The sequence below is a fragment of the Intestinibaculum porci genome (assembly GCF_003925875.1).
GTDB classification, from domain to species: Bacteria; Bacillota_I; Bacilli_A; order Erysipelotrichales; family Coprobacillaceae; genus Intestinibaculum; species Intestinibaculum porci.
In genome coordinates, this window is the sequence record NZ_AP019309.1 from 107,917 (window position 1) to 131,451 (window position 23,535).

26 protein-coding genes and 1 CRISPR repeat array are annotated in these 23,535 nt (G+C 34.6%); of the genes, 20 read left to right on the top strand and 6 right to left on the bottom strand.

Translation table 11 applies throughout. The features are described from left to right. The first annotated feature begins 124 nt into the window (after positions 1-124). The 5 genes from SG0102_RS00540 to SG0102_RS00560 all read left to right on the top strand — a co-directional run bounded on the left by SG0102_RS00540 (position 125) and on the right by SG0102_RS00560 (position 3,438). A complete protein-coding gene (locus tag SG0102_RS00540; protein ID WP_125118141.1) occupies positions 125-412 on the top strand; it encodes a LytTR family DNA-binding domain-containing protein in 288 nt (95 codons plus the stop codon). Positions 413-569: 157 nt separating this feature from the next. Continuing rightward, complete coding sequence (locus SG0102_RS00545; RefSeq protein WP_125118142.1) at positions 570-1,334, top strand: threonine/serine exporter family protein; 765 nt, start codon at positions 570-572, stop codon at positions 1,332-1,334. Next, complete coding sequence (locus tag SG0102_RS00550; protein WP_125118143.1) at positions 1,328-1,777, top strand: threonine/serine exporter family protein; 450 nt, start codon at positions 1,328-1,330, stop codon at positions 1,775-1,777. The genes SG0102_RS00545 and SG0102_RS00550 overlap by 7 nt, the downstream gene beginning before the upstream one ends. After that, on the top strand, positions 1,767-2,282 hold the full coding sequence (locus SG0102_RS00555; protein WP_125118144.1) for a nitroreductase family protein: 516 nt from the start codon (positions 1,767-1,769) through the stop codon (positions 2,280-2,282). Before SG0102_RS00550 ends, SG0102_RS00555 begins: the two co-directional genes overlap by 11 nt. 289 nt (positions 2,283-2,571) lie before the next feature. Further along, positions 2,572-3,438 (top strand): IS1595 family transposase, encoded by an 867-nt coding sequence (locus SG0102_RS00560; protein WP_125118145.1) that lies wholly within the window; start codon positions 2,572-2,574, stop codon positions 3,436-3,438. A gap of 613 nt (positions 3,439-4,051) precedes the next feature. Continuing rightward, positions 4,052-4,968: a CRISPR direct-repeat array (repeat unit 33 nt; unit sequence GTCGCATTCCTAATGGAATGCGTGGATTGAAAT). Between the two features lie 709 nt (positions 4,969-5,677). Here SG0102_RS00560 and SG0102_RS15330 read toward each other — a convergent pair. Then, positions 5,678-5,833, bottom strand: a complete 156-nt coding sequence (locus SG0102_RS15330; protein WP_157982935.1) for a hypothetical protein — start codon at positions 5,831-5,833, stop codon at positions 5,678-5,680. Between the two features lie 698 nt (positions 5,834-6,531). On the opposite strand from SG0102_RS15330, the gene SG0102_RS15335 reads away from it, so the two are divergent. Further along, positions 6,532-6,675: a hypothetical protein gene (locus SG0102_RS15335; protein WP_157982936.1), complete on the top strand. Its 144-nt coding sequence runs from the start codon at positions 6,532-6,534 to the stop codon at positions 6,673-6,675. An 854-nt stretch (positions 6,676-7,529) separates the two neighbouring features. Here the strand turns inward: SG0102_RS15335 and SG0102_RS00565 are convergent. The 4 genes from SG0102_RS00565 to SG0102_RS00580 form a co-directional block, all read right to left on the bottom strand. After that, positions 7,530-8,918, bottom strand: a complete 1,389-nt coding sequence (locus SG0102_RS00565) for an IS3 family transposase (RefSeq protein ID WP_125118146.1) — start codon at positions 8,916-8,918, stop codon at positions 7,530-7,532. Beyond that, positions 8,894-9,319, bottom strand: a complete 426-nt coding sequence (locus SG0102_RS00570) for a hypothetical protein (RefSeq protein WP_125118147.1) — start codon at positions 9,317-9,319, stop codon at positions 8,894-8,896. Before SG0102_RS00570 ends, SG0102_RS00565 begins: the two co-directional genes overlap by 25 nt. A 46-nt stretch (positions 9,320-9,365) precedes the next feature. Continuing rightward, complete coding sequence (locus SG0102_RS00575; RefSeq protein WP_157982937.1) at positions 9,366-11,267, bottom strand: IS3 family transposase; 1,902 nt, start codon at positions 11,265-11,267, stop codon at positions 9,366-9,368. A 309-nt stretch (positions 11,268-11,576) separates the two neighbouring features. After that, positions 11,577-12,278, bottom strand: coding sequence for an IS1595 family transposase (locus tag SG0102_RS00580; protein ID WP_148668818.1), 702 nt, complete (start codon positions 12,276-12,278; stop codon positions 11,577-11,579). Positions 12,279-12,448: 170 nt separating this feature from the next. Here SG0102_RS00580 and SG0102_RS00585 point away from each other — a divergent pair, with 170 nt between their 5' ends. The 10 genes from SG0102_RS00585 (at position 12,449) to SG0102_RS00630 (ending at position 19,817) form a co-directional block, all read left to right on the top strand. After that, on the top strand, positions 12,449-13,993 hold the full coding sequence (locus SG0102_RS00585) for an isopeptide-forming domain-containing fimbrial protein (RefSeq protein WP_125118150.1): 1,545 nt from the start codon (positions 12,449-12,451) through the stop codon (positions 13,991-13,993). Further along, positions 13,986-14,798, top strand: coding sequence for a class C sortase (locus SG0102_RS00590; RefSeq protein WP_125118151.1), 813 nt, complete (start codon positions 13,986-13,988; stop codon positions 14,796-14,798). The genes SG0102_RS00585 and SG0102_RS00590 overlap by 8 nt, the downstream gene beginning before the upstream one ends. Position 14,799: 1 nt before the next feature. Continuing rightward, positions 14,800-15,435: a hypothetical protein gene (locus tag SG0102_RS00595; RefSeq protein WP_125118152.1), complete on the top strand. Its 636-nt coding sequence runs from the start codon at positions 14,800-14,802 to the stop codon at positions 15,433-15,435. A 166-nt stretch (positions 15,436-15,601) separates the two neighbouring features. Beyond that, on the top strand, positions 15,602-16,348 hold the full coding sequence (locus SG0102_RS00600; protein WP_162300167.1) for a MurR/RpiR family transcriptional regulator: 747 nt from the start codon (positions 15,602-15,604) through the stop codon (positions 16,346-16,348). 301 nt (positions 16,349-16,649) lie between these two features. Then, positions 16,650-16,817, top strand: a complete 168-nt coding sequence (locus SG0102_RS00605) for a DUF5049 domain-containing protein (protein ID WP_125118154.1) — start codon at positions 16,650-16,652, stop codon at positions 16,815-16,817. Positions 16,818-16,963: 146 nt separating this feature from the next. Next, complete coding sequence (locus tag SG0102_RS00610) at positions 16,964-17,674, top strand: MurR/RpiR family transcriptional regulator (protein WP_148668819.1); 711 nt, start codon at positions 16,964-16,966, stop codon at positions 17,672-17,674. Then, the gene (locus tag SG0102_RS00615) at positions 17,634-18,050 is read left to right on the top strand and encodes a peptide deformylase (protein ID WP_125118156.1); all 417 of its coding nucleotides are present in this window, start codon (positions 17,634-17,636) and stop codon (positions 18,048-18,050) included. Before SG0102_RS00610 ends, SG0102_RS00615 begins: the two co-directional genes overlap by 41 nt. After that, the gene (locus SG0102_RS00620; RefSeq protein WP_125118157.1) at positions 18,050-18,817 is read left to right on the top strand and encodes an SDR family NAD(P)-dependent oxidoreductase; all 768 of its coding nucleotides are present in this window, start codon (positions 18,050-18,052) and stop codon (positions 18,815-18,817) included. The genes SG0102_RS00615 and SG0102_RS00620 overlap by 1 nt, the downstream gene beginning before the upstream one ends. After that, on the top strand, positions 18,804-19,295 hold the full coding sequence (locus SG0102_RS00625) for a DNA-deoxyinosine glycosylase (RefSeq protein ID WP_125118158.1): 492 nt from the start codon (positions 18,804-18,806) through the stop codon (positions 19,293-19,295). The genes SG0102_RS00620 and SG0102_RS00625 overlap by 14 nt, the downstream gene beginning before the upstream one ends. 57 nt (positions 19,296-19,352) lie before the next feature. Next, complete coding sequence (locus tag SG0102_RS00630; protein ID WP_125118159.1) at positions 19,353-19,817, top strand: COG2426 family protein; 465 nt, start codon at positions 19,353-19,355, stop codon at positions 19,815-19,817. Positions 19,818-19,833: 16 nt separating this feature from the next. Here SG0102_RS00630 and SG0102_RS00635 read toward each other — a convergent pair whose 3' ends face one another. After that, positions 19,834-20,208: a metal-dependent transcriptional regulator gene (locus SG0102_RS00635; RefSeq protein WP_197715059.1), complete on the bottom strand. Its 375-nt coding sequence runs from the start codon at positions 20,206-20,208 to the stop codon at positions 19,834-19,836. 228 nt (positions 20,209-20,436) lie between these two features. Here SG0102_RS00635 and SG0102_RS00640 point away from each other — a divergent pair, with 228 nt between their 5' ends. From SG0102_RS00640 to SG0102_RS00655, 4 genes are read left to right on the top strand one after another with little or no spacing between them, the layout of a single operon-like run. Then, entirely contained in the window at positions 20,437-20,646 is a 210-nt protein-coding gene (locus SG0102_RS00640) for a FeoA family protein (RefSeq protein ID WP_125118161.1), read from the top strand. 12 nt (positions 20,647-20,658) lie between these two features. After that, on the top strand, positions 20,659-20,880 hold the full coding sequence (locus SG0102_RS00645) for a FeoA family protein (protein WP_125118162.1): 222 nt from the start codon (positions 20,659-20,661) through the stop codon (positions 20,878-20,880). Between the two features lie 55 nt (positions 20,881-20,935). After that, on the top strand, positions 20,936-23,047 hold the full coding sequence (feoB, locus tag SG0102_RS00650) for a ferrous iron transport protein B (protein ID WP_125118163.1): 2,112 nt from the start codon (positions 20,936-20,938) through the stop codon (positions 23,045-23,047). A gap of 12 nt (positions 23,048-23,059) precedes the next feature. Beyond that, positions 23,060-23,416, top strand: coding sequence for a cation transporter (locus SG0102_RS00655; RefSeq protein ID WP_125118164.1), 357 nt, complete (start codon positions 23,060-23,062; stop codon positions 23,414-23,416). The last annotated feature ends 119 nt before the right edge of the window (positions 23,417-23,535 follow it).

The following is a 23,535-nucleotide window of genomic DNA, read 5'->3' on the forward strand; positions in this document are numbered from 1 at the left end:
AAGACAAAACTACACAAAACCGGAATTTAAATTTAAGCGGAATTTACTTTTTCAATTGAGCGATCTTTCTCAACATCCTCAAAAGCTAATTTTTACTAATAAAGGAGAGGAATTCTTATCATTGATGCAAAATGATATTATTTATATCGAACGTAAGGATCGCATAACCTATATACATACACAAAAGGAAATTTATGAGGTTCAAGAAAAAATTTCAGATATTATGGAACGCCTTCCTCGTTTATATTTCTTAAGATGTCACAATAGTTATATAGTTTACATTCCAATGATCAAAGAGTTATTAAAAAATGAGATAATTTTGGATAATGGACAAATTGTGCCTGTTAGTCGAAATTATAGAAAATCCACACAAGATGCATTTGCATTGTGGGCGGCCACACAAATGCGGTAAAGCGAGAGATGATTTCTCTTGCTTTTTTTGACTTTAAGACTATTAGAGTACAATTTAAAATTAAGTATCAGATATTGTTCGGATATTGTACATCAGTACATCATATCAATGTTGTATAGGTGCTTGGTTTCATATAAAATAATAAGTGGTGATTGCAATGAATACAAAAGAAATACTTACATTCACAGTAAATGTAGGATCTCTTATGCTTAGTAGTGGAGCAGAAATATATCGTGTAAAAGAGACAATTGTGCATATTTTAAATGGATTAGCAGTTGAAGAATTTGATGTTTATGTTGTATCAAATGGTATTTTTGCAAGTGCACATGAAAATAGAGAAGATGCTTGTTCAGTAATCAGAAATATTACTAAAGCGGAGATGCACTCTGGGAAAATTAGTGCAATTAATCAGTTATCAAGAGATATTTATAATCATGATTGTGATTTTGAAGAAGCAAAGGAACGGTTTGCGCAAATTGAAAAAATACCAAGAACGAAATACAAGTATTTATTATTATTTTGTGGCATTGGTGCTAGTGCGTTTACATATATGTTTAAAGGTTCGTTGTACGATTGCTTAATATCGTTCATTAATGGCTTTATATTAGGATACTTTTTATATAAAGTAAAAGGTTCAAAATTTATTAGGAATATTTTTGGAGCGTTTATTGTTAGTGGTGTTGCAATGATTGCAGCAAAGTTATTTCCGATTCTTAATTATAATGCAATAATAATTGGGACGTTAATGCCATTAGTTCCAGGCGTAGCATTGACGACGGGTGTCCGGGATCTATTTCATGGTGATTATTTGTCTGGCGCAATACATATGTTGGATGCATTCATAACGGGATTGTGTATAGCTGTAGGTGTTGGAACATTAGTTAGTTTAATAGCTATGATGAAAGGTTTTGGTATATGGTAGCTCAATTTATAGCGTCAATGTTAGCGACAGTAAGTTTTGCAATCTTATATAGTACACCTAAACGACACTTGTTGTATTGTAGTATAACAGGTGCTTTAGGATGGATCGTATATTTGATTTTTAAAGATTTTGGAGCTAATACAATTTTATGTAATTTTGCATCAGCATTTTCATTAAGTATCATAGCGAGAATTTTTGCAGTGTTTAATCAGGCTCCAGTAACACTATATCTGTTTCCCGGCATCATACCAATTGTTCCAGGTGCAGGAATTTATTATACAGCATATTATTTTTTTATGAATAATATGCATCAATCTGGGCGTTTTGCTCAGGACACTGCTAAAACGGTATTAGCAATATGTTTTGGCATTATTTTTGCAATGGCAATACCACAAAAGTTATTCAAAGTCATAAAAAAAGGAGAAAAGAAAAATGGAATTTGAAAAAGTAATAAACGAAAGATATTCATCAAGAAAGTTTAAGAGTCAGAAGATTTCAAAAGATCAAATTGAAGCTATATTGCATGCTGCAAAAGTTGCACCAACTGCTGTTAATAAACAGCCTTTTCACATTTGGGTTATTAGCTCGCAAGATAGCTTAGATAAAGTATCTCAGACGACGAAATTTACATTTGGTGCTCCTGTCATTTTTGTGCTAGGATCTAAATCAGATCAAGCATGGGTTAGAAAATATGATAATCAAAATTTTAGCGATGTAGATACAGCGATCGTTGGTACACATATGATGTTAGAAATCGAAAATCAGGGTTTAGGAACAACATGGGTAGCAGCATTCGATGCACCTAAAATGAAGAAATTATTTCCTCAAATGTCAGAATATAATTTAATCGCTTTATTTCCAACAGGATATAAAGATGTTGATTGTAAAGCTAGTCTAATGCATACCAAGAGAGTTAATATTGATGAATTTACAACGTATATAGATTAAAACTTATGTAGATACTATAATTGCATGTTAGCTTTAAATATCAAAAATCAATTAAGTTATCCATTAGACACACCTAATTTTAAATATTAATAAATTCATTTAGTATAGAAGAATTTTTTAATTTTCATGGTTCTTTTCAATCAAATTATTGATTTGATTGCGGACAGTTAATTAGATAATACTAACATTTGATCTTTTGCCGGTATTTAGTTCACAAGCCTTTTGGTTCTTGATATAATCTACTTGCCAAACCAATTTAAATAGCAGACGGTTTGCTGAACAGGAGAAGATGCTTGACTTAAATGTTATCAAGAAAATAATTGAAAATCTTTACCTGGATGGAGCTTACATTTTGTTAGATGAACTTGAGGCTAAAGAAAAATCAACTCTATCTAATGATATCATGCTCCATAAGGAGGCTTTTGGAAAACCATCATGTCCATTTTGTCATAGCAATAACGTTATAAGAAACGGTAAAAGATTGGGCAAGCAGACCTTCTACTGTAAAAATTGTGAGAAATACTTCACGTATTCTACAAATACCGCTGTTGATTCATCAAAATCTGTTTATAAAACCTGGATCTCATTTATTCATTACACAATAAAGGGAATGACACTTGTCAATATAGCTGATGAAATCCATGTATCACAAACAACAGCATTCAATATGCGACATAAGCTGTTTAAGGCTATTGCTCATATTAGAGACTCCACCATTTTAAGTGGACAAATTCAGATTGATGGCAAGTTTGTTCCAATGAATTTCAAGGGAACAAAACCTGAAAATATGCCTAGACTTTCTAAAAAGCGAAGTTCAAGAAGCAAGACGCCTTTAGCTCGTAAGGTGTGTATCATGACTGCAATTGATTCCGATGACCATATCTCCATGGAAATAACAGGGCTTGGTGAAGAAACAAATGAAATGATGCATGTATTTGATGGCCGAATCGCTCCTGGATCATTACTTGTTACTGATGGTAAATTTGCCTTTGAAACATATGCTAAGAATAACAATCTGAATATAGAGATAGTAAAATCCTCAAAGTTCACTAATGAACATGATTTTAACTTATCTGAAGTCAATGGGTCACATTCTCAATTAGATATATTTCTAAAGAGATACAGAGGTGTATCAACTCGACATTTGCAGGGTTAGCTCGACCTGTTTGTATTAGCCAATTATTTAGGATATACATTTAAAAAGTCTAAAGACAAAGATGTATACTCGTTTAACCATTATATACCCGGGAAGGCTAAGTCGCTGGTAAGGGATATTTGCAAAACACTTCTGCCAGTCGATGAAAATGAAGCTTATAAGGATTTCGATAAAAGACCCAATCTTCATTTTAAATGGTGAATAATTAAATTGTGCTAAATAATATCAGTGATTTGATTGAAAAGAACCATTTCCATTAAAAATTGATGACAAGTAGGTATATCATTTATAACTTTCGCATAAATGTTCAAGTTTAAGTGATAAATGTATTTACTAAATAGATTAGATGGATAATCATTAAAATCAATCATAAAACATTTTAATTATATACTGTATTTAGATTCTTGAAATTAGTAAAGATAACTATGATACAGTATTAATATTTACAGAAATAACTGTGCGAAGGTAAAGCTAACATAAAACTCTTATAAGGTTCGCACAATTAAATTGTTTATATAGTAAAATATATTTGTAAAGATCAAAACAGAAGAAGACTATGTCTAATTTTCCAAAATTATTTCCTTGTAAAATATGTAAAAACATAAAAAATACAGTCGCATTCCTAATGGAATGCGTGGATTGAAATCTCCTTTTTTATCATAATATAAGCGCCTGTGAAGGCGTCGCATTCCTAATGGAATGCGTGGATTGAAATTAACAAGACCACGAAAAGCGAGATCATCGCATCTATGTCGCATTCCTAATGGAATGCGTGGATTGAAATACCTACAATTTATATTTAATTGAAAGCTGTTTTGCGTCGCATTCCTAATGGAATGCGTGGATTGAAATAAGAAATACAGTTTTTTATACTTTTAAGGAAATATTGTCGCATTCCTAATGGAATGCGTGGATTGAAATGCCATAATGTTTTGTAATCCCATTAAGCTTTACGCGTCGCATTCCTAATGGAATGCGTGGATTGAAATCCGGCATTAAGTGCGTACCGCTCACATGTGGAGAGTCGCATTCCTAATGGAATGCGTGGATTGAAATACTTTACCGGATATCGTGTCTTGCAAAGCTCATAGTCGCATTCCTAATGGAATGCGTGGATTGAAATGCGTCTGCCTTTAGTATTTGCAATGTCTTCTTTGGTCGCATTCCTAATGGAATGCGTGGATTGAAATCTGGATTTTTGATTTATGATCTCGAGCACGTGCTGTCGCATTCCTAATGGAATGCGTGGATTGAAATAGCGTGTCCGTTTTCGTTTTTGGCCATGTTCCAAGTCGCATTCCTAATGGAATGCGTGGATTGAAATTCCCACATCTTAGCGAGATCAGCAAAGGCTTTGGGTCGCATTCCTAATGGAATGCGTGGATTGAAATCAAATAGTGAGGCATGCGTAAATGCTCAGCATATTGGGTCGCATTCCTAATGGAATGCGTGGATTGAAATCAGGTGGTAAAAAAGGTAGAAAGTATTCTACATATCGTCGCATTCCTAATGGAATGCATGGATTAAAATCATTCTCTTTTGCGGATCTCACGGCTTTTCTCATCATGTGGGTTGGAATTTTTTGAAAGAGGGATAATTTCGCCAATTGATTTAATTACTTAGTTTTCGCACTTCAAAAACCTTAATAAATCCTTTTGCTATAAGGAAAATTAGTTGCTAAAATTCAATTTGACTATATTGGTGAAATTAACTTTCTAAACTATTCAGGAGCTAATTTCATCATTGCATCCAATGCTTCTGTGATAATGAGCGGTGCATCAGCCTTATACTTCTTTATAGTGCTATTAAGGCAGTCTAAAAAAGATGTTGAAAATATTATTGCTTCTTATCTCTAGTTTCATCAAGCATTATATAGAAGAGATACCAATAGTATGTGGATCATTTTCTTTTCTCAAAGCCTATTCTAGTGTTATATAGCCGTGAAAATAATCGAGGTATGAGATACTAATGCTTCCATAGAGTTACAGTGAAATTCTTTAACAAGAGAGAATTCTTTAGCAATTTTGTAAAAGCATTCTGTCTGCCAGAGTTTTGAATAGATTTTAATAATTTCATCAGCACTCAGAGATGTAGTACTGCTAGCGATAACAATGTGCTTATCAGGATGATTTCTGTTTATAGCAAACACTAGTTTTAGCCTTGTTCCGCTTTCTGTCTGAACCGTAATTATACTTAAAATACCAGTAAAACCCACATCAGCTATAGATCTTCTGTATTTCTACTTCATAGCTATTTTATAAAGACTTAGAATATTGATTTTCTTTCCGTTGAAGATAAAAGCGATCTTGCTTGATCGTTTCACCTTACCGATGAGGTCAACGATGATGGTCTTGATTTCATCAAAAGCCACAGGAAAAGAATACCATGAATCCATCAGAACATAATCAAATTCAACGCCTAAGTTATGAATTCACTTAACCATTTCATAAACTAGCTTGATCATAAAGGTTTCCATTTTGAGTTTATTGCCAATTGTTCGTTTATCAATACCATCAGAGTTATCCTGAATTAGATATTTTGAAGCCGTGAAAGCGAAACCTAGAGGAACAAAGGAATTACTATTGCTCTAGCTCATGTAAGCAGAAGATAGCCATTATAAGATGTATGAGAAATATGATCATAGATACGTGAAATCATATTGTTTTTTTTTCAGAGCCTTATTGCATTGCAGAGTTCAATACACTTTAAAGCTATGTATTTAATGAATGTATGCCAGATAAAGTGTTCGTTCTTAAGAAAACCGTATCCGGCATCCTTAGCAAAACCATCATGTCTGTCAGAACTGCTGACACGCGCGGCTTTCTCAAAGGTTAGATATATCTTCAAATATACGCGCAAGTATGTGGTCAAAAAGAAAGGCCTTAGTAAAGATGATGAAATGGAGTTCACCAGAAAGGTGTATGTTCATATCTACTTTAGTGCGACCAAGTGAAACAACCTTACAGCTTCATTTGATAATCGCTTTCTTGAAATCAAAAAAGAGCTTGAAAGTGGAAGAAAAGCAGATGAATTAAGCGTTAATGCCCGGAAAAAATCGAGAAATACTTTAGAATCACAAAAAAGAGGGGAAAATTGTCGTATCTCTTTAATAAAGAAGTAGTCAGAGAAGCCAAGAAGTACTATGGATACTTTGCCCTAGTAACGAACTGTGAGAAAGATCACTTTAAATGTCTGCAGGCATACAGAAAAAGAGAAACGATCGAGTCATTCTTTTAATTTGGAAAAGAATGAGCTGACGGAATGAGAACAATAGTATGGGATACCGATGCATTAAGGGACGCATGTTTGTCCAGTTCGTTGCACTATGCTATTATGAATACAATAATCAAAAGTTTCGCCAGAAGAAAGACTAGGCGTGGAAAATGGAGATCCCAAGCATGATAGTAAAACAAACATTAATAGGGAAAAGAAGCTGAAAAGTTAGCTGTTGAACACTCCCACCCTATCTTGTACTCCAGTGGTTTGATACGCGTGAAATTATAGAAATCTGTCGCCAATTTTCTAAAAAGCACTGGTCAACCGAAATGACAGCACGAGATCAGCTGTTTTTGAAGGAATTAGGTCTAGAAGATAACTAGGCCTGGTTTTGAGTACATATAATATGACTTTCAGGGTAATATAAGAGGATGCTTTTGTATTGATAAGATAAAGGGATGCGGTAAATAAAAGAATAATATACAGCCAGACAAATAACCTTGAAGTATCAACTCTGATTAGTCGAGCCATAAGCGAAATTTCCATGTGCTTTCCAATGGCTTTCAATTTTGAAAAAAATATTGATAACACCATTATCTTCTTACATTCCTACATAAATAACCAAATCTTAAAATAAGAAGAATGCTTACTTTAAGCGACAGTTAAGGGCGTAATAATAAACTGGTACCATTGTCAAGGACTATTTATTGACAGTGACGACTTGTTTTCAGCTCACAAAGGATGAGGGCAAGATTCAATTGAATCTTGCCCTCATTTTTTCGCTTCTATTCATCCATATCAGGAGTTTTATTGTACGACAAAAAGAACCACTTTACGTGATTTTTTAAACAAGAAGTGGATGACTTGATGTATTATTAATAGATTGCTCCTGTTCTGTTCACATACGATAGCTCTGGATAATTCTGCCAGTTTCTAGGATAGTACAGTGACTTGATCACTGAATCGGATGCCTTGGTTAGGAACTTGAGTGCTGTATTCGTATCAGCCAATAGCGTATCCAGTTTTTCTACTTCTTTCGTATTTTCGTCAATCAGTCTCTGTAGCTTATTGATTCGAGCTAGAATAACCTTCTGATCCTTCTGTACCACTTTGAAAGGATGCTGTTCGCTCTTATACTCATAAGATGATTCACCAGACTCGTTTTGCTTGCTTCTGCGTCGAGCTCTTTCAGCACGCGCTTGTTCGCGTCTGGATTCCAGTTCTTCCTGGGTGATGAGTTCTTTGGCTGAGACGCCGAAATAAACATCAGTCTGATAAATGCCTTCAGTAATATAGCGATAGTATTCTTCAGGAGTCTGTCCTGCCAGATCATACTGAGGTATTACTGTATTATACTGTTCCATAAAGTTTTTGATCATGGTTTCAACCGTATCAAAGTTAGGACATTTTTCAACTAATTCATTTAGAATAGATTTCATTCTTCCAAAAAAGCTTTCCATTGGCGCATTATCGAGGCTGTTTCCGCGTCTGGATACTGACTGAATGAAGCCGTCATCTTCTAGAATTTCTCTGAATTCGGTGGAAAGGTATTGAGAGCCGTTGTCTGAATGAATATAGACATAAGGCTTTTTTCCATTTTCCTTCATGTATTTGCATGCCTTCTCAATTTCCTTTTCATGAAGATCCATCATCATGCAATAAGCTCTTTCAACGAGGGTAACGTCCATTCTTTTAGAAATATGCCATCCAAGAATTTCATTGGTAAATGCGTCCTTAAATACGCATAGATAAGAGATGTTTTTATTGCCGTTATAGGAAATATAAGTGATATCAGTGAGAATAACCTTGCGCGGGTCTTGTCTGAAGTATCTTTTTACGTAATCGTTAACGTTATAATAAGGATGGTTGTATGTTGCCTGTCCCTTGTAGGCATCCTTATGGCGTAGGTTGGGGAACAAATTCAATTCCTGCATCAGACGCGTTACTTTTTTTTCACCAACCGGCTGACCATTGATATTAAAATGCATGCGAGTAAAAAGAGCACAGAATGTTCTTCGCCCAGGCACGAAGCCAAAGGTTTTGACGATATCAATCATCTTATCCTTTATCATCTCATCTTCGGTAGCCTTTTGAATCTGGCTGGCAGATGGATTTTCACGTTTTTTCTTCCAGCACCTGTATTTTCTTGAAGTGATTTCAAATATCTTGCAGGCCTCACTGATTTTGACATCAGGATGATCTCTTATATACGTATCTGCGAGAAGACATTTATCTACCGCTATTTCTCGTTCTTCGATGATGATACCTTCACCAGCAGTTTTGAGCCCTTTTTTTTTACGACTCCAACAACTGTTTCCAGATAGTCAATGCGTGAATTAAGATAGTCAACCATTTCCTGATCGGAAAGATTGCCAACCTGATCACGCGGAACCATGCCGCTGACCTTCTTGGGCTTGCGTGCCTGTCCGCTGGCAGCGCGACCGGCAGCTGCGTAGGCGCGATCTTCTCCTAACGTGTTTACATCGTATCCGAGTGTCTTGTATGCCTTAATTGGTGACATGCCGCCATCCATCAGCTGTTTCATGCGGGCATAGAATTCCCTTGTGTAATAGATTCTGCCATCTGTTACCTTCTCAGTGTATTGGTTTTTAGAAGCCTCTTCTAAAGCTTTTTCCAGGTTAATCTGCTTATTTCTTTTTGCCATAATGCTTTCCTCCGCCTGATATGTATTTATTGGTGTCTGTAGTATATCATGACAGTATCAGGTTGGCACGCGCTTTAGCTCTTTTTGTTGCAAGAGCCTTCGTTTTTTCATACTTATCAGTTTCCTTGGACATGTATAAATCAAACTGCTCAGGCGGCATGGCTTCAAGATACGATTCGTATTTCACGGGTGTCATTTTATTTCTTGTCCACTGTGGTCTCTCGTTGTTGTAGTATTCCACATAGGAAAGCACCATTTCCCTCAGCTCCTCAATGGAACTGCAGCTGGTATAGTCACATTCATCCTTGAAATGGCCAAAAAAGCTTTCCTGTGAACTGTTGTCTTCACAGATGCCTCTTCTGGACATTGATTCTCTGAATCCCAGCTCCTTTACCTTTTTCTGAAATGCTTCATTGAGATACAGTGCCCCCTGGTCGCTATGGAAGATGGCATTATCGCGAAAGGTGTAGCGTTCAAGCTGCTTCAGCGTCTCCATAGTCATTGCCGAATCATTGTTTTCGCTCACCACGGCAGCTAATATGCGCCCTGTTACCGCATCTTTGACTGCTGAAAGATAGCCTCTGCCATTTGCTCCAAAAAACAGATAGGAAACATCAGTGAGAATGTGCGTAAAAGGCATGGCCAGTCTGAATTTTCGTTTAAGAAGATTAGGGCACTTGTATTTTTCAAGATGCTCACGAGCAGCCTTAAGGGACTGACGGGGAGCTCGAACTCCTGAATTAAGTCCATGCTTTCTCATCAGACGTGCTATTTTCTTAATTGAAAAGCTTTTGCCTGTAATCTCAGGCATCATCATGTGGATAGTTCTCTTGCCTTTGGGATAGCCTTTGTAATTCATTGTATCAATAATGGCCCTGACCTCTTCTTCTTCATTCTGATTCCTTAGCTCTTCATATCTGCCGTAGGCATCGTTTCTTAAAATAGAGTAGAAGGTGGATCTTGACAGGCCTGCTTCACTAATGATTTGGCTTAAAGGCATAATGTGACTGTCCGCTAACGAGTCAAGCATTATGAAGGCTTCTCTTCTTAGGCTGGCGCTAAGATCCCATATGCATTGGGATATAGACTTCAGAAAACAAGCCATTTTATTGTATAGTGCCTCATAAAGATTTAGGGCAATGGCTTTGAATCGATCAGATGAGCCTGCCTCTAAATGAATGGAACATGTATGATCAGATTGAGTAATTTGCTTTTTTATGCGCTGTTTCGTGGAGATAGTAAGAATTGCAGAATCAATATCAAAGATTTTGAGAATATCATTAATGTGCATATCAGAGAAAATTGATGCCTCGCTGTAGAATACATCCGTCAGTTTGATTCTATGTGCAGTTATCCTTTCAACCATTGGGTGGTCTGTATATTCTTCGATTATATTCTGATCAAACGTTTGCTTTTCATGCGGCTCAATATCCCCGTCAAATACTCTTTTTAGCGCATGAATACGCTGATAGCCAATTCGTTCTGGATCAAAGCCATCTGATTTAAGGACATCCTCGATTGCCTGATCAGGATATAAGCTATAGAGCTTTTCAGTATAGTCTTTTGAAAATGAAATGCCACGACGTGCGCGAATGAATTTTCCGGTCGAGACGAGGAACTGATCATAGTTTTTATCTGTTTTATTACGTTTGGCAGAGTTACCCATACGTCCGTTAGTAGGTTTCCCATCGCGTTTAAAATTTCTTTGAATACGACTAATAATTTGTGCGTTAAAGAGAGAGTAGTCAATGCCATTTTCCTTCATGACCTCTCTAATTGATGAAATGCTTTTATATTTAATCCATCTCTCCCACATCATGATCCTGAATTCATAGGTAAATGAAATACGATTTGATCTCACCAGTTTGACGAATTTATTGGCTGAAAGTATTTTAATGGCTTCATCAGATATTACAGTTCCTTTAGACATAACAATTATTACCTTCATTACAAAAAATGGCACCATAGGTTAGGTGACATTACTGTCAATGTAATGTTCCTTTCTATGGTACCATTTTATAAACAAATGCCCTTTTAAGTACATAATTAAACAATAACCCATCATGCAAAACCATATAAACATCAGATAAAACGTAAATTTAGTTGACTATCCATTTGACCCATGTACTAAATACTTTCTCTACTGACAGTACATGTTCTCATAAGTAGCTTTTAAATACTGCATTTGTTTTCTCAGTATAGATTTTGAATCATTTATATACTGGATGATCTTATTCATGATCGAGTAGCCACTTCTTCAGTGGTTAAATCGCCATTCCTGTTCCCATAAATACAGTGGGAGCACGAATTTATCTACACCATGGTAAATACCATCAATATTATTTTTGACGTTTCCAATGATAATATGAATGTATTTAAGTCGATGATTTTCTTCAGTATAAATAACCTTATCATTTTTGATTTTGATTTCTTTTTGAAATTGATTGAAGATGCTGGTACCATCAGAATTTAACACAGCTTCTTTTGAAAGATATGCCATTTTTCTAAAGTTACTGCTGCAAAGTTCTTTGGTTTCACTTTTGATCGGTAATATCTTTATAAATTCCGGATACTGATTTTCTGCCTTTGTAGAAAGCACAATTTGGACATCCTGTTGCTCTGAAGATTTTCCTGGGTGACCAGCGGAACGTGTCCCAATGGAGAATACATCTCCCTCATAGAATAAGCTATTTAATGTATATCTTGCATTGCTTAATGTCATTAGGTATCTGCATTTATTAGCAAATAAACAAGCTGTTTTATAGTTGATATCAAGCTCATCAGATAATTCAAACGCAGTCATCCCTTTGGTATTCGTAAAGAATAAATACATGCCCAAAATAAGCTTAAATAATGGCAATTTATTGTCCTGAAATATTGTATTAGAAAAAAGTCTTTTGTGATTAACTTTTTTATTAAAAATGGTTCTTTGATAGAAAATAATTTTAAATATATGCATATATTGATAGGTTCTCGAAATATGTTAAATAATCCGTAAAAAATAAATATTTCAAAATTCTGTTTTACAAGTTGTAACGGTGAACAAATTTAAAATGATAAAGTAACCTTAGAATCTGAAATAAAAAAGAGATGAAAGAAAATGTATTTCAGTAGAAAAGGAGAAATTATATGAAATTAAAAAAGAGATTATTGTTTGTTGTTATGTCTATGTTATTGATGTTAGCTAATAGTCTTACTTTTGTACAAGCTGTAGGTAACGGTAGATCAATTAAAATTGAAAATCCAGTTAAGGGCCATATCTATGAAGCATACCAAATTTTTTCTGGAGATAAGGAAGATACCGGTGATAATTTATCTGATACTTTGAAGAATGTCCAGTGGGGAAGTGGTGTAAATGATGTGCTTAAAGAGAAATATAATGCAGTTGAATTTGCAAATTTAATGAATAAGAATACAGATGATATAGATAGATTCATCACCGAGATTTCAAGAAATTTAACCGATATTCATATTGATTCTGAATATAATTCTGTTAATTCAAATTATATTATTTCGAAGCTACCAACCGGTTTCTATTTGATTGTTGATAAAAAAGATGATAATGGAGATGATGTACTGGGAGATGTTTTTTCTAAAAATTTAGTAGAAGTAGTTTCTTGTTGTGCTGTTGATATAAAATTAAAAGGGAATGCACCTACAGTTTTAAAAAAAGTGAAGGAAAATATAAAAAAGGTAGAACGCGACGAAAAATTAGATGATGGTTATAATGATGTTGCTGATTATTGTATAGGTGAAAAGGTTCCTTTTGAATTGATAGGAACGTTACCTTCTAATTTAAGTGACTATAAAAAGTATAAGTACTATTTTCATGATGAATTATCAGATGCTTTTGATTATGATGAAAATTCAATTAGTATTCAAATTGATAATAAAAATATCAATGATAATGCTCGGATTACATATAATAATCATAAATTAACAGTAGGATTTGACAATTTGAAAACTATTGATGGAGTTAAGTCAGACTCCGTTATTAAAATAAAATATACTGCAACGCTAAATTCAAATGCTCATATAGGACAATTAGGAAATGAAAATACCGCAAAATTAGAGTATTCAAATAATCCAAATGCAGATCATGATGAAAGTACAGGGTATACACCAAATGATACAGTGATTGTTTATACATATGAACTAGATGGTCAAAAAATTGATGCATTAACTAATGTACATCTTTCTGGTGCTAAATTTAAATTATATAGAATGAATGGATTAGAAAGAGAATACGCTAATCTCGATAGAGAAAAAGTTATTGGTTGGGGCAAAAATGGCGATGAATTTGAGTCGAATGAAGATGGAAAATTTGTGGTCTCTGGTTTGGATGATGGAAAATATTTTTTAGAAGAAACTCAGGCTCCAACGGGATATAAAGTATTGAATGAACCGGTGAAATTTATTATTACAGCTAAAACAAATAATACTCAGAATTGGAATGAAGACCCTATTACAGGCTTAGAAAGTATTTCAATAACTATTGGAGATAATAAAAAGAGTGGAAATGTAAGTAAGGGTATCATCAAAGTTGAAGTAGGAAATATATCAAGTGTAATGTTGCCGTCTACTGGATCAAAAGGAACTATATTATCATTAACTTTTGGTGCTTTATTGATTGTTATAGGTATACTATATAAGATAAAAAAAGAAAATGAATAAAAAGAAAAGAGATATTATATTTTATTTCTTCATCTTGATAGGACTATCATTTATTGCTTATCCAACATTTAACTATATTACTAGTACAATTGGTAATTCATATGTGATAGCTTCCTATAATAAAGGGGTTTCTAAAATCAATAAGGAAGATAAAAAAAGTATAATTTTTAATGCTAAAAAATACAATAAAGAACTTTATCTTCATAAATTTAATTTGAAATCATATCGTTGGAAAAAAATATATTATCATCAATTAAATCTAAATAATAGTGGAATTATGGGATATATCGATATAAATGATTATGGAATTCATTTGCCTATATATCATGGAAGTAATGATGCGGTTTTACAAATTGGTGCTGGACATCTTGAATATAGTTCTTTGCCAATAGGTGGCAGAAGTACGCATGCAGTTATTAGTGCGCATACTGGGTTACCAAGTGCTAGAATGTTTGACCAAATTTGCGAATTAAAGATAGGCTCATATTTTCAATTACGTATATTAAATAAAACACTTGATTACAAAGTAGATAAAATAAGTATTGTAAATCCAAGCCAAATTAGCGTTATTAAAATTGAAAAAAACAAAGACTATTGCAGTCTGTTAACATGTACTCCAATGGGAATTAACAATAAAAGATTGGTAATTAGGGGGCATAGAGTAAATACTAGAATAAAAAACAATAAATCATTAAATATATTAAAGATAATACCAATATATATTTATGTAATATTTTTAATTTGTTTACTTTTTTTGGGGGTGATTGCTTATAAAAAATTATATTTGTTTGTTGCTTCTCATTAGTATGTTTTTCTCTGATTTTTTCGATATAAATGCAGAAGAAACAATTAGAAAGAAAAAATGTAGTATTACGTTAAATATAAATGAAGAAAACGGGATTATACTTTTATATCCGATCGCTTATTATAAAAAAAATAAATATACTTTAAATGGTAGATATAAAAAAACTCTTAAGAATAAAAATATTGATTATATTTTACAATCTTCACAGTTGATTAATAAAATTACAAGTAAAGATAAAAAAGCTTTTAGATATGAGCGCATTATTGAAAATAAAAAGGTTAAATTTTATGGACTTAATAGAGGCATATATTTTATTAGGCAAAGCAAGACGCAAGATGGTTATTATTCAATCAAACCATTTATTGTATCAATACCTCAGAAAAATAGCGACGGAACCAAATGTTATGACATTACAGGTAATCCTAAGGTTGAAAGATTTAATTCAAAAGAAAGTTCAAATTACAAAAGTAAAACCAAAGACAATGGGAATAAATTAAAATCACAAAAACGGAAGAACCAATCGGTTTCGACAAAGGTTCAAGTGAACACGGAAGATAATACAGATGTTTTATACATGGAAGTTGTTTTTGGTATTTCCTTACTTATTCTTTGGGTATATATAAGATTAAAGAAGTGAATTTATTTTAAATATATTATATGAAAAATGAAAGAGAACAATTTGTTGCTAATAAGATGTAAAAATATTATGTGATATATTTTAAAAGACATTTGGTTGATATGCTTATAGCTTATGATATAAAGAATTGTTCTCTTTTCTGACATTAATGAAAGAGATGAGGAATATGCTAGATTTTCATGCTGTTGAGGTAATGAGCGAAACCGATAAGCAAATATATAAATATGTTGTAAAAAATGTAGAAAAAGTAAAAACTATGGGAGTGAGAGAACTTGCCGATGAAACACATACATCAACAGCTACAATAGTAAGATTTTATAAGGGAATAGGAGCGCAGAGCTTCGAAAATTTTAAAAGAGAAATTTCTATTTTATATAGAGGCCCTTATTTGATGAATAAAGATAGGGAGATAAAAGATATTGAAATAAATATACGAAGATTTCAAATGGCTAAATTCGATCAATTAATAGATGCATTCAGAAGATTAATTCAAGCACACGAATATATAGTGTTTTTAGGTGTGGGAAATAGTGGTGAAATTGCAAAGTATGGTGCTCGCTTCTTTTCAAATGTTGGATATTATGCTACCGCTATAACTGATCCTGATTATCCTCCAATTTTAAGGGGATTATCAAAGCATCTTATTATAGTTATTTCAGAAAGTGGAGAAACATTTTCTGTTATTAAAAAAGTTAAAACTTTAAAAGAGCATAATTCAAAAATTGTTTTATTAACGAATTTTTCTTCGTCAACTTTAACATCACTTGCGGATTTGACAATAAATTATCATTGTACGCATGTAGCTGTACCTCATAGTTTTAATTTAACTAGCGCGATTCCAGTTATCTATATAATTGAGAGAGTTGGATATGAGTTATATAATATGGATAAAAGGATACTTGAAGCTATATAAATCCTAAAAGTCATATTATATGTACTTAAAACCCGGCATAGGTATCTTCTAGGTCTAATTGATTATTCCCACGTAAAAGCACCGGGTGTATTTTCGTGAGCACCACTCCGGTCAAAAAGAGGCAATAATTAGGTGCCAAAATTTCACTAAAAGATATGAAGATGAGGCGAAATAATAAATTATACCAGGGGATTCAAGACAAGTTATATTCCTTTTAGCCTTAATGAAATTTACGATTTAACACATTGAATAATTGAATGGCTCCTCGTACAATATTCTTATAAATCAGGAGGCTGTTACAATGACTGAAATTGTAAAAAGAGAGATTGATGAATTAAGAGATTATGTAAATTTAAAAGATTGTCAGAAAACAATGAACAAGGCTTGCGATAAGAAATATTATGAACTGGTCACTTATATCGCAAATCATAGGGAAAACTACGAAAAATATATTAAAGAAAATTCATGAGTTGGGAAATTAACCCAACTTTTTAAATGTCATGATATAATGAAAAAAAGAAGGTGAAATTAATGGATATCGTATTATCAAGGATTCTTCGTTTCCTAAATGGTGCGCTCGTAATAGATGATATGTATCGAGTTGGAGCATTTATTGTGCAACATTACAATAAGATGAAATGTTACAGCGAAGAAGATATTTGTATTGAAGGGGCATTTAAAAAAGAAGATGTGGAACGCTTCTATCATTTATTAGGCTTTAAGGAATATCAGGATTTTCAGAACCAGCTGGTGGCTGATTTGGAATTAAGAAACAATGAAATTCAATTAAGAATGATCGGCTTACAGTTGGTTGATTACTTTAAAGATCTCAAGATTAAAGAAAATGAAGCGCAGTTCTTACAAAAAATTGATGATATCGTCTATGATATTTATAAAGCTAATAGAATTGTGATCGTCGGATCACATTTTCCAAGCTGCTTAGCAGTAGATTTTCAGACGGATATGATTAATTTAGGCAAGAATGTCATTGAATATCATCATTGTGATCAAGACTTTGAGTTCTATGAAGATGATGTTGTATTCTTTTTAACCCAGACTGGAAGAACTATGAAAAGAGCCGATCGTAGTTTAATTGATGACTACATTAAACGTGCTCAGATTGTGATTATTACTCAAAATCCTAAGATTACATCTTATGAGAATATACCTGCTAAACATGTTTTGCAGGTGTTAGGAAAATATGATGGTATTCAATTTAATTATCAGTTAATGCGTATTTTTGATCTCCTTAGAATACGTTATTATTTTAAGTATTATATTGCAGATGATTCGGTCAATTATCAGAGATCCGCTCTTTCTGAGTAAAAAAGCGGAAGCTGCCACAAAGGATGACCTTTATATTGCCACTGATTTAAAGGAGACATTAGCTGCTCATCGTCACGAATGTGTGGGGATGGCCGCAAATATGATTGGGGTCAATAAAAGAATCATCATCATTTTAGACGAAGATCAGATGATTGTGATGTTTAATCCGGAAATCATCAAAACATCAAAGAAAACCTATGTAGCGGAGGAAGGCTGCCTTTCTCATCCGGGATCATCAAAAGAAACCAAAAGATATGAGTCTGTTAAAGTTTCTTATTTGGATGAAAACTGGAAGAAAAAGATCAAGACATATACTGGTTTTACAGCAGAAATCATACAGCATGAATGTGATCATTTGGAGGGAATATTAATCTAATGAAAACAGTATTAATAACTGGTGCTTCAAGCGGAATCGGGAAAAGCTTTTGTTACGGATTTGCTAAAAGAGGATACTCACTGGTAATTGTAGCTCGCCATAAAGAGCCGCTTGAAAAACTTAAACAGGAAATACAAAAAGAATATAATGTCAATATTCGTGTGATCGCTAAAGATTTAACTCAGGATACCTGTCGTCAGCTTTATGATGAGTGTAAGGATTTGGATATTGATATCCTTGTTAACAATGCCGGCTTTGGCGATTCAGGAGCTTTTTTAGATCGAAATCTAAATAAACAGTTAAACATGATCCGTTTGAATGTTTTAGCCTTAGTAGAATTAACATACCTTTTTGGCAATGATATGAAGAAAAGAAACAGTGGTGGCATCTTAAATGTAGCCTCAATAGCTGCTTTTGCGCCTGGCCCATATATGAATATTTATTATGCTTCTAAGAGCTTTGTGCTTTCCTTCTCTCAGGCGTTAGCTTATGAATTAAGAGATACACATGTTTCGGTGACATGTCTGTGCCCAGGACCTGTTAACACAGACTTCTTTAGAAGAGCAGACCTTTTAGAATCACCAATGTGGAAATTTGCCCCGCCGGCTTCTCCAGAGCAGGTGGCCGAAAAAGCCATTAAAGGATACTTTAATCATAAAGATCTGGTGATTAATTCTCTGTCTGGGAAACTTTTTGGTTTAGCTGTGAAGGTTGTACCAAGAAAGTGGATGTTAAAGATGGTAGGAATGACAAATGGTCAGCGCTAGAGTGGTGCATCCCTTAGATCCTATTATTGATGAGAATTGTGAGATTCTCATCTTAGGCAGTTTTCCATCAGTTAAATCACGGGAAGATCACTTTTACTATGCCCATCCGCAGAATCGTTTCTGGAAAGTCATGAGTACCCTTTGTCAGTGTGAAGTACCAAAAACACCTGAAGAAAAGAAAGCAATGCTGCTAAAAAATCATATCGCTTTATGGGATTCCATTCATTCTTGCCGTATTACCGGAAGCAGTGATGCTTCGATCAAGGATGTGGTTCCTAATGATATCCAGTCATTAATAAAAAATACGAAGATTACCCGCATATACTGTAATGGTAAAGCATCACTGCGGATTTACAATAAATACCAGCAAAATGTTGGTATTGAAGCACAAGTTTTACCATCTACATCACCGGCTAATGCTTCCTATTCTTTAGATCGTTTAATTGAAATATACAAAAAAACGATAAAATGTCCTTGAAAACTTATAAAATTTAGATATGATTATTACACAATCAACTAAAAGGAGTTAATTAGGATGTTAATAAAGTATCTCGAAATCTTTTTCATTTCAATGGTACCGATCGTTGAATTAAGAGGGGCTATTCCAGTGGCTGGTGTTTTAGGATTGCCATTAGTCCCTTCCTATATTGTTTGTATTCTTGGCAACATGCTGCCAGTACCTTTTATTTATCTCTTTGCCCGTCGCTTATTAGAATGGGGAAAAGATAAGAAATACATTGGTAAGTTCTTTACCTGGTGTCTCGAAAAAGGGGAAAAAGGCGGTAAGAAGCTACAGGAAAAAGCCGGTCGCGGAACTTTTGTGGCTCTATTATTATTTGTTGGTATTCCGCTTCCCGGAACCGGTGCCTGGACCGGAACATTAGCTGCCAGTATCTTAGACATGGACTTTAAAGAAACTGTAGCGGCTTGTATGTTAGGTGTCTTATTAGCTGGCGTAATTATGTTAACCCTCACGATGGTTGGAATTAGTATTGCGTAAACAAAAAGAATCCGTTTTAGGATTCTTTTTTCATTAAAGGATCAAAATAAGCTTTGATCGCATCAAATGTTTCCTGAGAAATATAGTGTTCAATACGACAGGCATCATCGGCTGCTAAATCTTGCGGGACACCAATATATGTTAAGATCTGACTTAATTCATTATGGCGTTCAAAGATCATCGCCGCAATCCGATGTCCTTCATCAGTTAGATGAATATAATTATTGTCATCAATAGTAATTAATCCCTGCTTAGAAAGTCTTTTCATCTGCTGCGAAATGGTTGGCTTAGAAAAGTTCATTTCATGGGCGATATCAATAGAACGAACATGACCGTTCCGATTTTGTAAAACTAAAATGGTTTCTAAATACATTTCTGTAGATTCACTCATAATCATTTCACCTCATACTTATTGCATATATTATATCATGAATATTTTGCTTATAGCATGATAATGCACTATATATTTAAATATTTCAAACTAATAGCGGACAATTAAATAATACATAATTTAAAATAACTTTACAAGGAAAATATAAAAAGATTGACTTCACAAAAAAGTTATACTAAACTAACTCTTGAAGTTAGGCAAAACTAATTTAGGAAGGAGTGTTCACATATGCCAATCACTTTATGTCATGTAGGTGATCGTGTAACGATTAAAAAGATCAGAGGAAACGATGAAGTGAAAGCCCATCTTAAAGGATTAGGCTTTGTCGAAGGCTCGGAAATAGTCATTATTAATAAAGTTAACAACAGTGTCATTGTCTCAGTAAAGGCCTCTAGAATTGCCTTGGATCAGTCAATGGCCAGTCGTATTTTAGTGTAGAGGGGGATTCAAATGAAAACATTAAAAGAAGTTCCAGTAGGTTCGACTGTGAAGATCGTTAAACTTCATGGACAGGGGGCTACAAAAAAGAGAATTATGGACATGGGTCTGATCAAAGGTATTCAGGTACGTGTTACGAAAGTTGCACCATTAGGTGATCCGATTGAATTAACCGTTCGTGGTTATGAATTATCAATTCGTAAAAGCGAAGCAGAACTTATTGAAGTCGCATAGACGTTTATTTTTTTGGAAATGGGTTAGTTAAAACTAACAAGAGAGGAAGAAAAAGATGAAAATAGCATTAGCGGGTAACCCCAATAGTGGGAAAACAACATTGTTTAATGATTTAACTGGCAGTGCTCAGTATGTCGGGAACTGGCCAGGTGTTACAGTGGAAAAGAAAGATGGCAAGTTAAAAGGACATAATGATGTGACGATCCAGGATTTACCAGGGATCTACTCCCTTTCGCCATATACATTAGAAGAAGTTGTCTCAAGACGCTACTTAGTGAATGATCAGCCAGATGCAATCATTAATATCATTGATGGAACAAATATTGAACGAAACTTATATTTAACGACCCAGTTATTAGAGTTAGGTTTACCAATGGTTGTAGCTGTCAATATGTTAGACTTGATTGAGAAAAATGGTGATCAGATCGATCTGAAAGGCTTAGAAAAACGCCTAGGATGTAAAGTTGTGGCAATCTCAGCTTTAAAAGGCAGAGGTTCTCATGACTTAGCAGCATTAGCAATTTCTGAGGCTAAAAAGAAACATGTACCGGCAAGACCGGATGTTTTCGAAGATGACACATTAAACGTTATAAAAGAGATTGAAAAAGCTTTAAGTGGTCAGATTGATGAGCGAATGGTGAAATGGTTTGCCGTCAAAGTTTTCGAACGTGATGAAAAAGTGATTGAAGAAAACAGTTTACAATCCATTTATGCACAGTTTAAAGACAGCATTCAAAACGTTGAAAAAGCGGAAGACGATGATGCCGAATCAATTATTACGGCGCAGCGTTATAGCTTCATTGCCCAGGTTGTTGATGAAAACTATCATAGTGCCCGCGCTCATGGCACATTAACCTTATCAGATAAGATTGATAAGATCGTCACCAATCGTATTTTAGCTCTGCCAATCTTTGCGGTGATTATCTTTGTAATGTATTATATTTCCGTGACAACAGTTGGTACATGGATGACCGATTGGACCAATGATGTCTTATTTGGTGAGATTGTACCAAATGCGCTAACTGCACTTTGTCAGAATCTGCATGTTGCTTCATGGCTCCAGCATTTACTAATTGATGGGATTGTCGGCGGCGTTGGAACGGTCTTAGGTTTCGTACCACAGATCCTCTTAGTTTTCCTCTTTTTAGCAATCCTCGAAGACTGTGGCTACATGTCTCGTGTGGCTTTCATTATGGATCGTATCTTAAGAAAATTCGGTTTATCGGGAAAATCATTTATTCCGATTTTAATCGGCTCTGGCTGTGGGGTCCCAGCGATTATGGCTACGCGTACGATTGAAAATGTCGAAGATCGTCGGATGACCATTATGTTAGCGACGTTCATTCCATGCGCTGCTAAAACAGAATTAATCGCGATGGTTTCATCGGTATTCTTCCATGGCTCAGCTTGGGTTGCAACTTCTATGTATTTCTTAGGTATCTTAATCATTGTTTTATCCGGTATTGCTTTAAAGAAAACAAGATGGTTTAATTCCGAAACAGCACCGTTTGTTATGGAGTTACCTGCTTATCATTTACCACAGCCAAAAACGGTATTATTAAGAGTTGTAGAACGTGGTAAACATTTCATCGTTAAAGCAGGGACAATTATCTTTGCGGTTTCAGTAATCGTTTGGTTCCTGATGTCTTATACTTGGAGTTTCCAGTATATTGATCCAGAATCAGCACAAATTTCACACTCAATCTTAAGAAGCATCGGTGAACTCATTGCCCCAATCTTTGCGCCATTAGGCTTTGGTAACTGGCAGGGTGGTGTTTCTGTCTTAGTCGCCTTATCAGCTAAAGAATTATCTGCCTCAACTGTTCAGGTCTTAGCGGGTAAAGCTGGTGTGGCTTCCATCTTTACGGCTATGGGCGGTTTCTCATACATGTTACTGAACTTATTCAATCCGCCATGTATCGCCGCAATGTCTACAATTATGCGTGAAATGGATACAAAATTCTGGGGCTATTTCGCGATTGGCTATCAGTTAGTCTTAGGCTATGTCGTTGCCTTTATTGGCTATCAGTTAGGGACTTGGTTATTCTTTGGCGGCAGCTTTACTGCCATGACACTGATTGCTCTCTTGATCTTAGCCTTGGCAATCTTCATGGTTGTACGTCCTGGCTATAAAGGAAAAGTCAATACGCAGACAGTTACAGCTTAAGGAAGTGTTATCATGGCTACAATAATTATCTTTGCCTTGATTGTCTTAGGTGTGATCTTTGGCTTATCAAGGATGAGAAAAGAGAAGACTAGCGGCTGCTGCGCGTCCTCTTCGCTGGAAAAAGAAGTGAAAGTAAGTGATCGCAACCTTGATCATTACCCTTATAAAACACTATTTGTCTGTGAGGATATGATCTGTGAAAACTGCACCCGCCACGTCGCAAACACATTAAATAAGTTTGATGATACATATGCAACGGTGAACCTGCAAAGTAAGCAGGTCACTGTTTATACCAAACAGAAACCAGATGTACCTGCGCTCCAAAGAGCGTTATCACGTTCTGGTTATCCGGCAAGACTCATGCATTAGCTGAGCCTTGTGGCAGACCACCTCATACATAAGAATAATTTACACACCTTAATAATCCCTTAATAACTAATCACTGAGATGGTCTGCCATGGGACTCACCCATGTATCTGACTTGAATT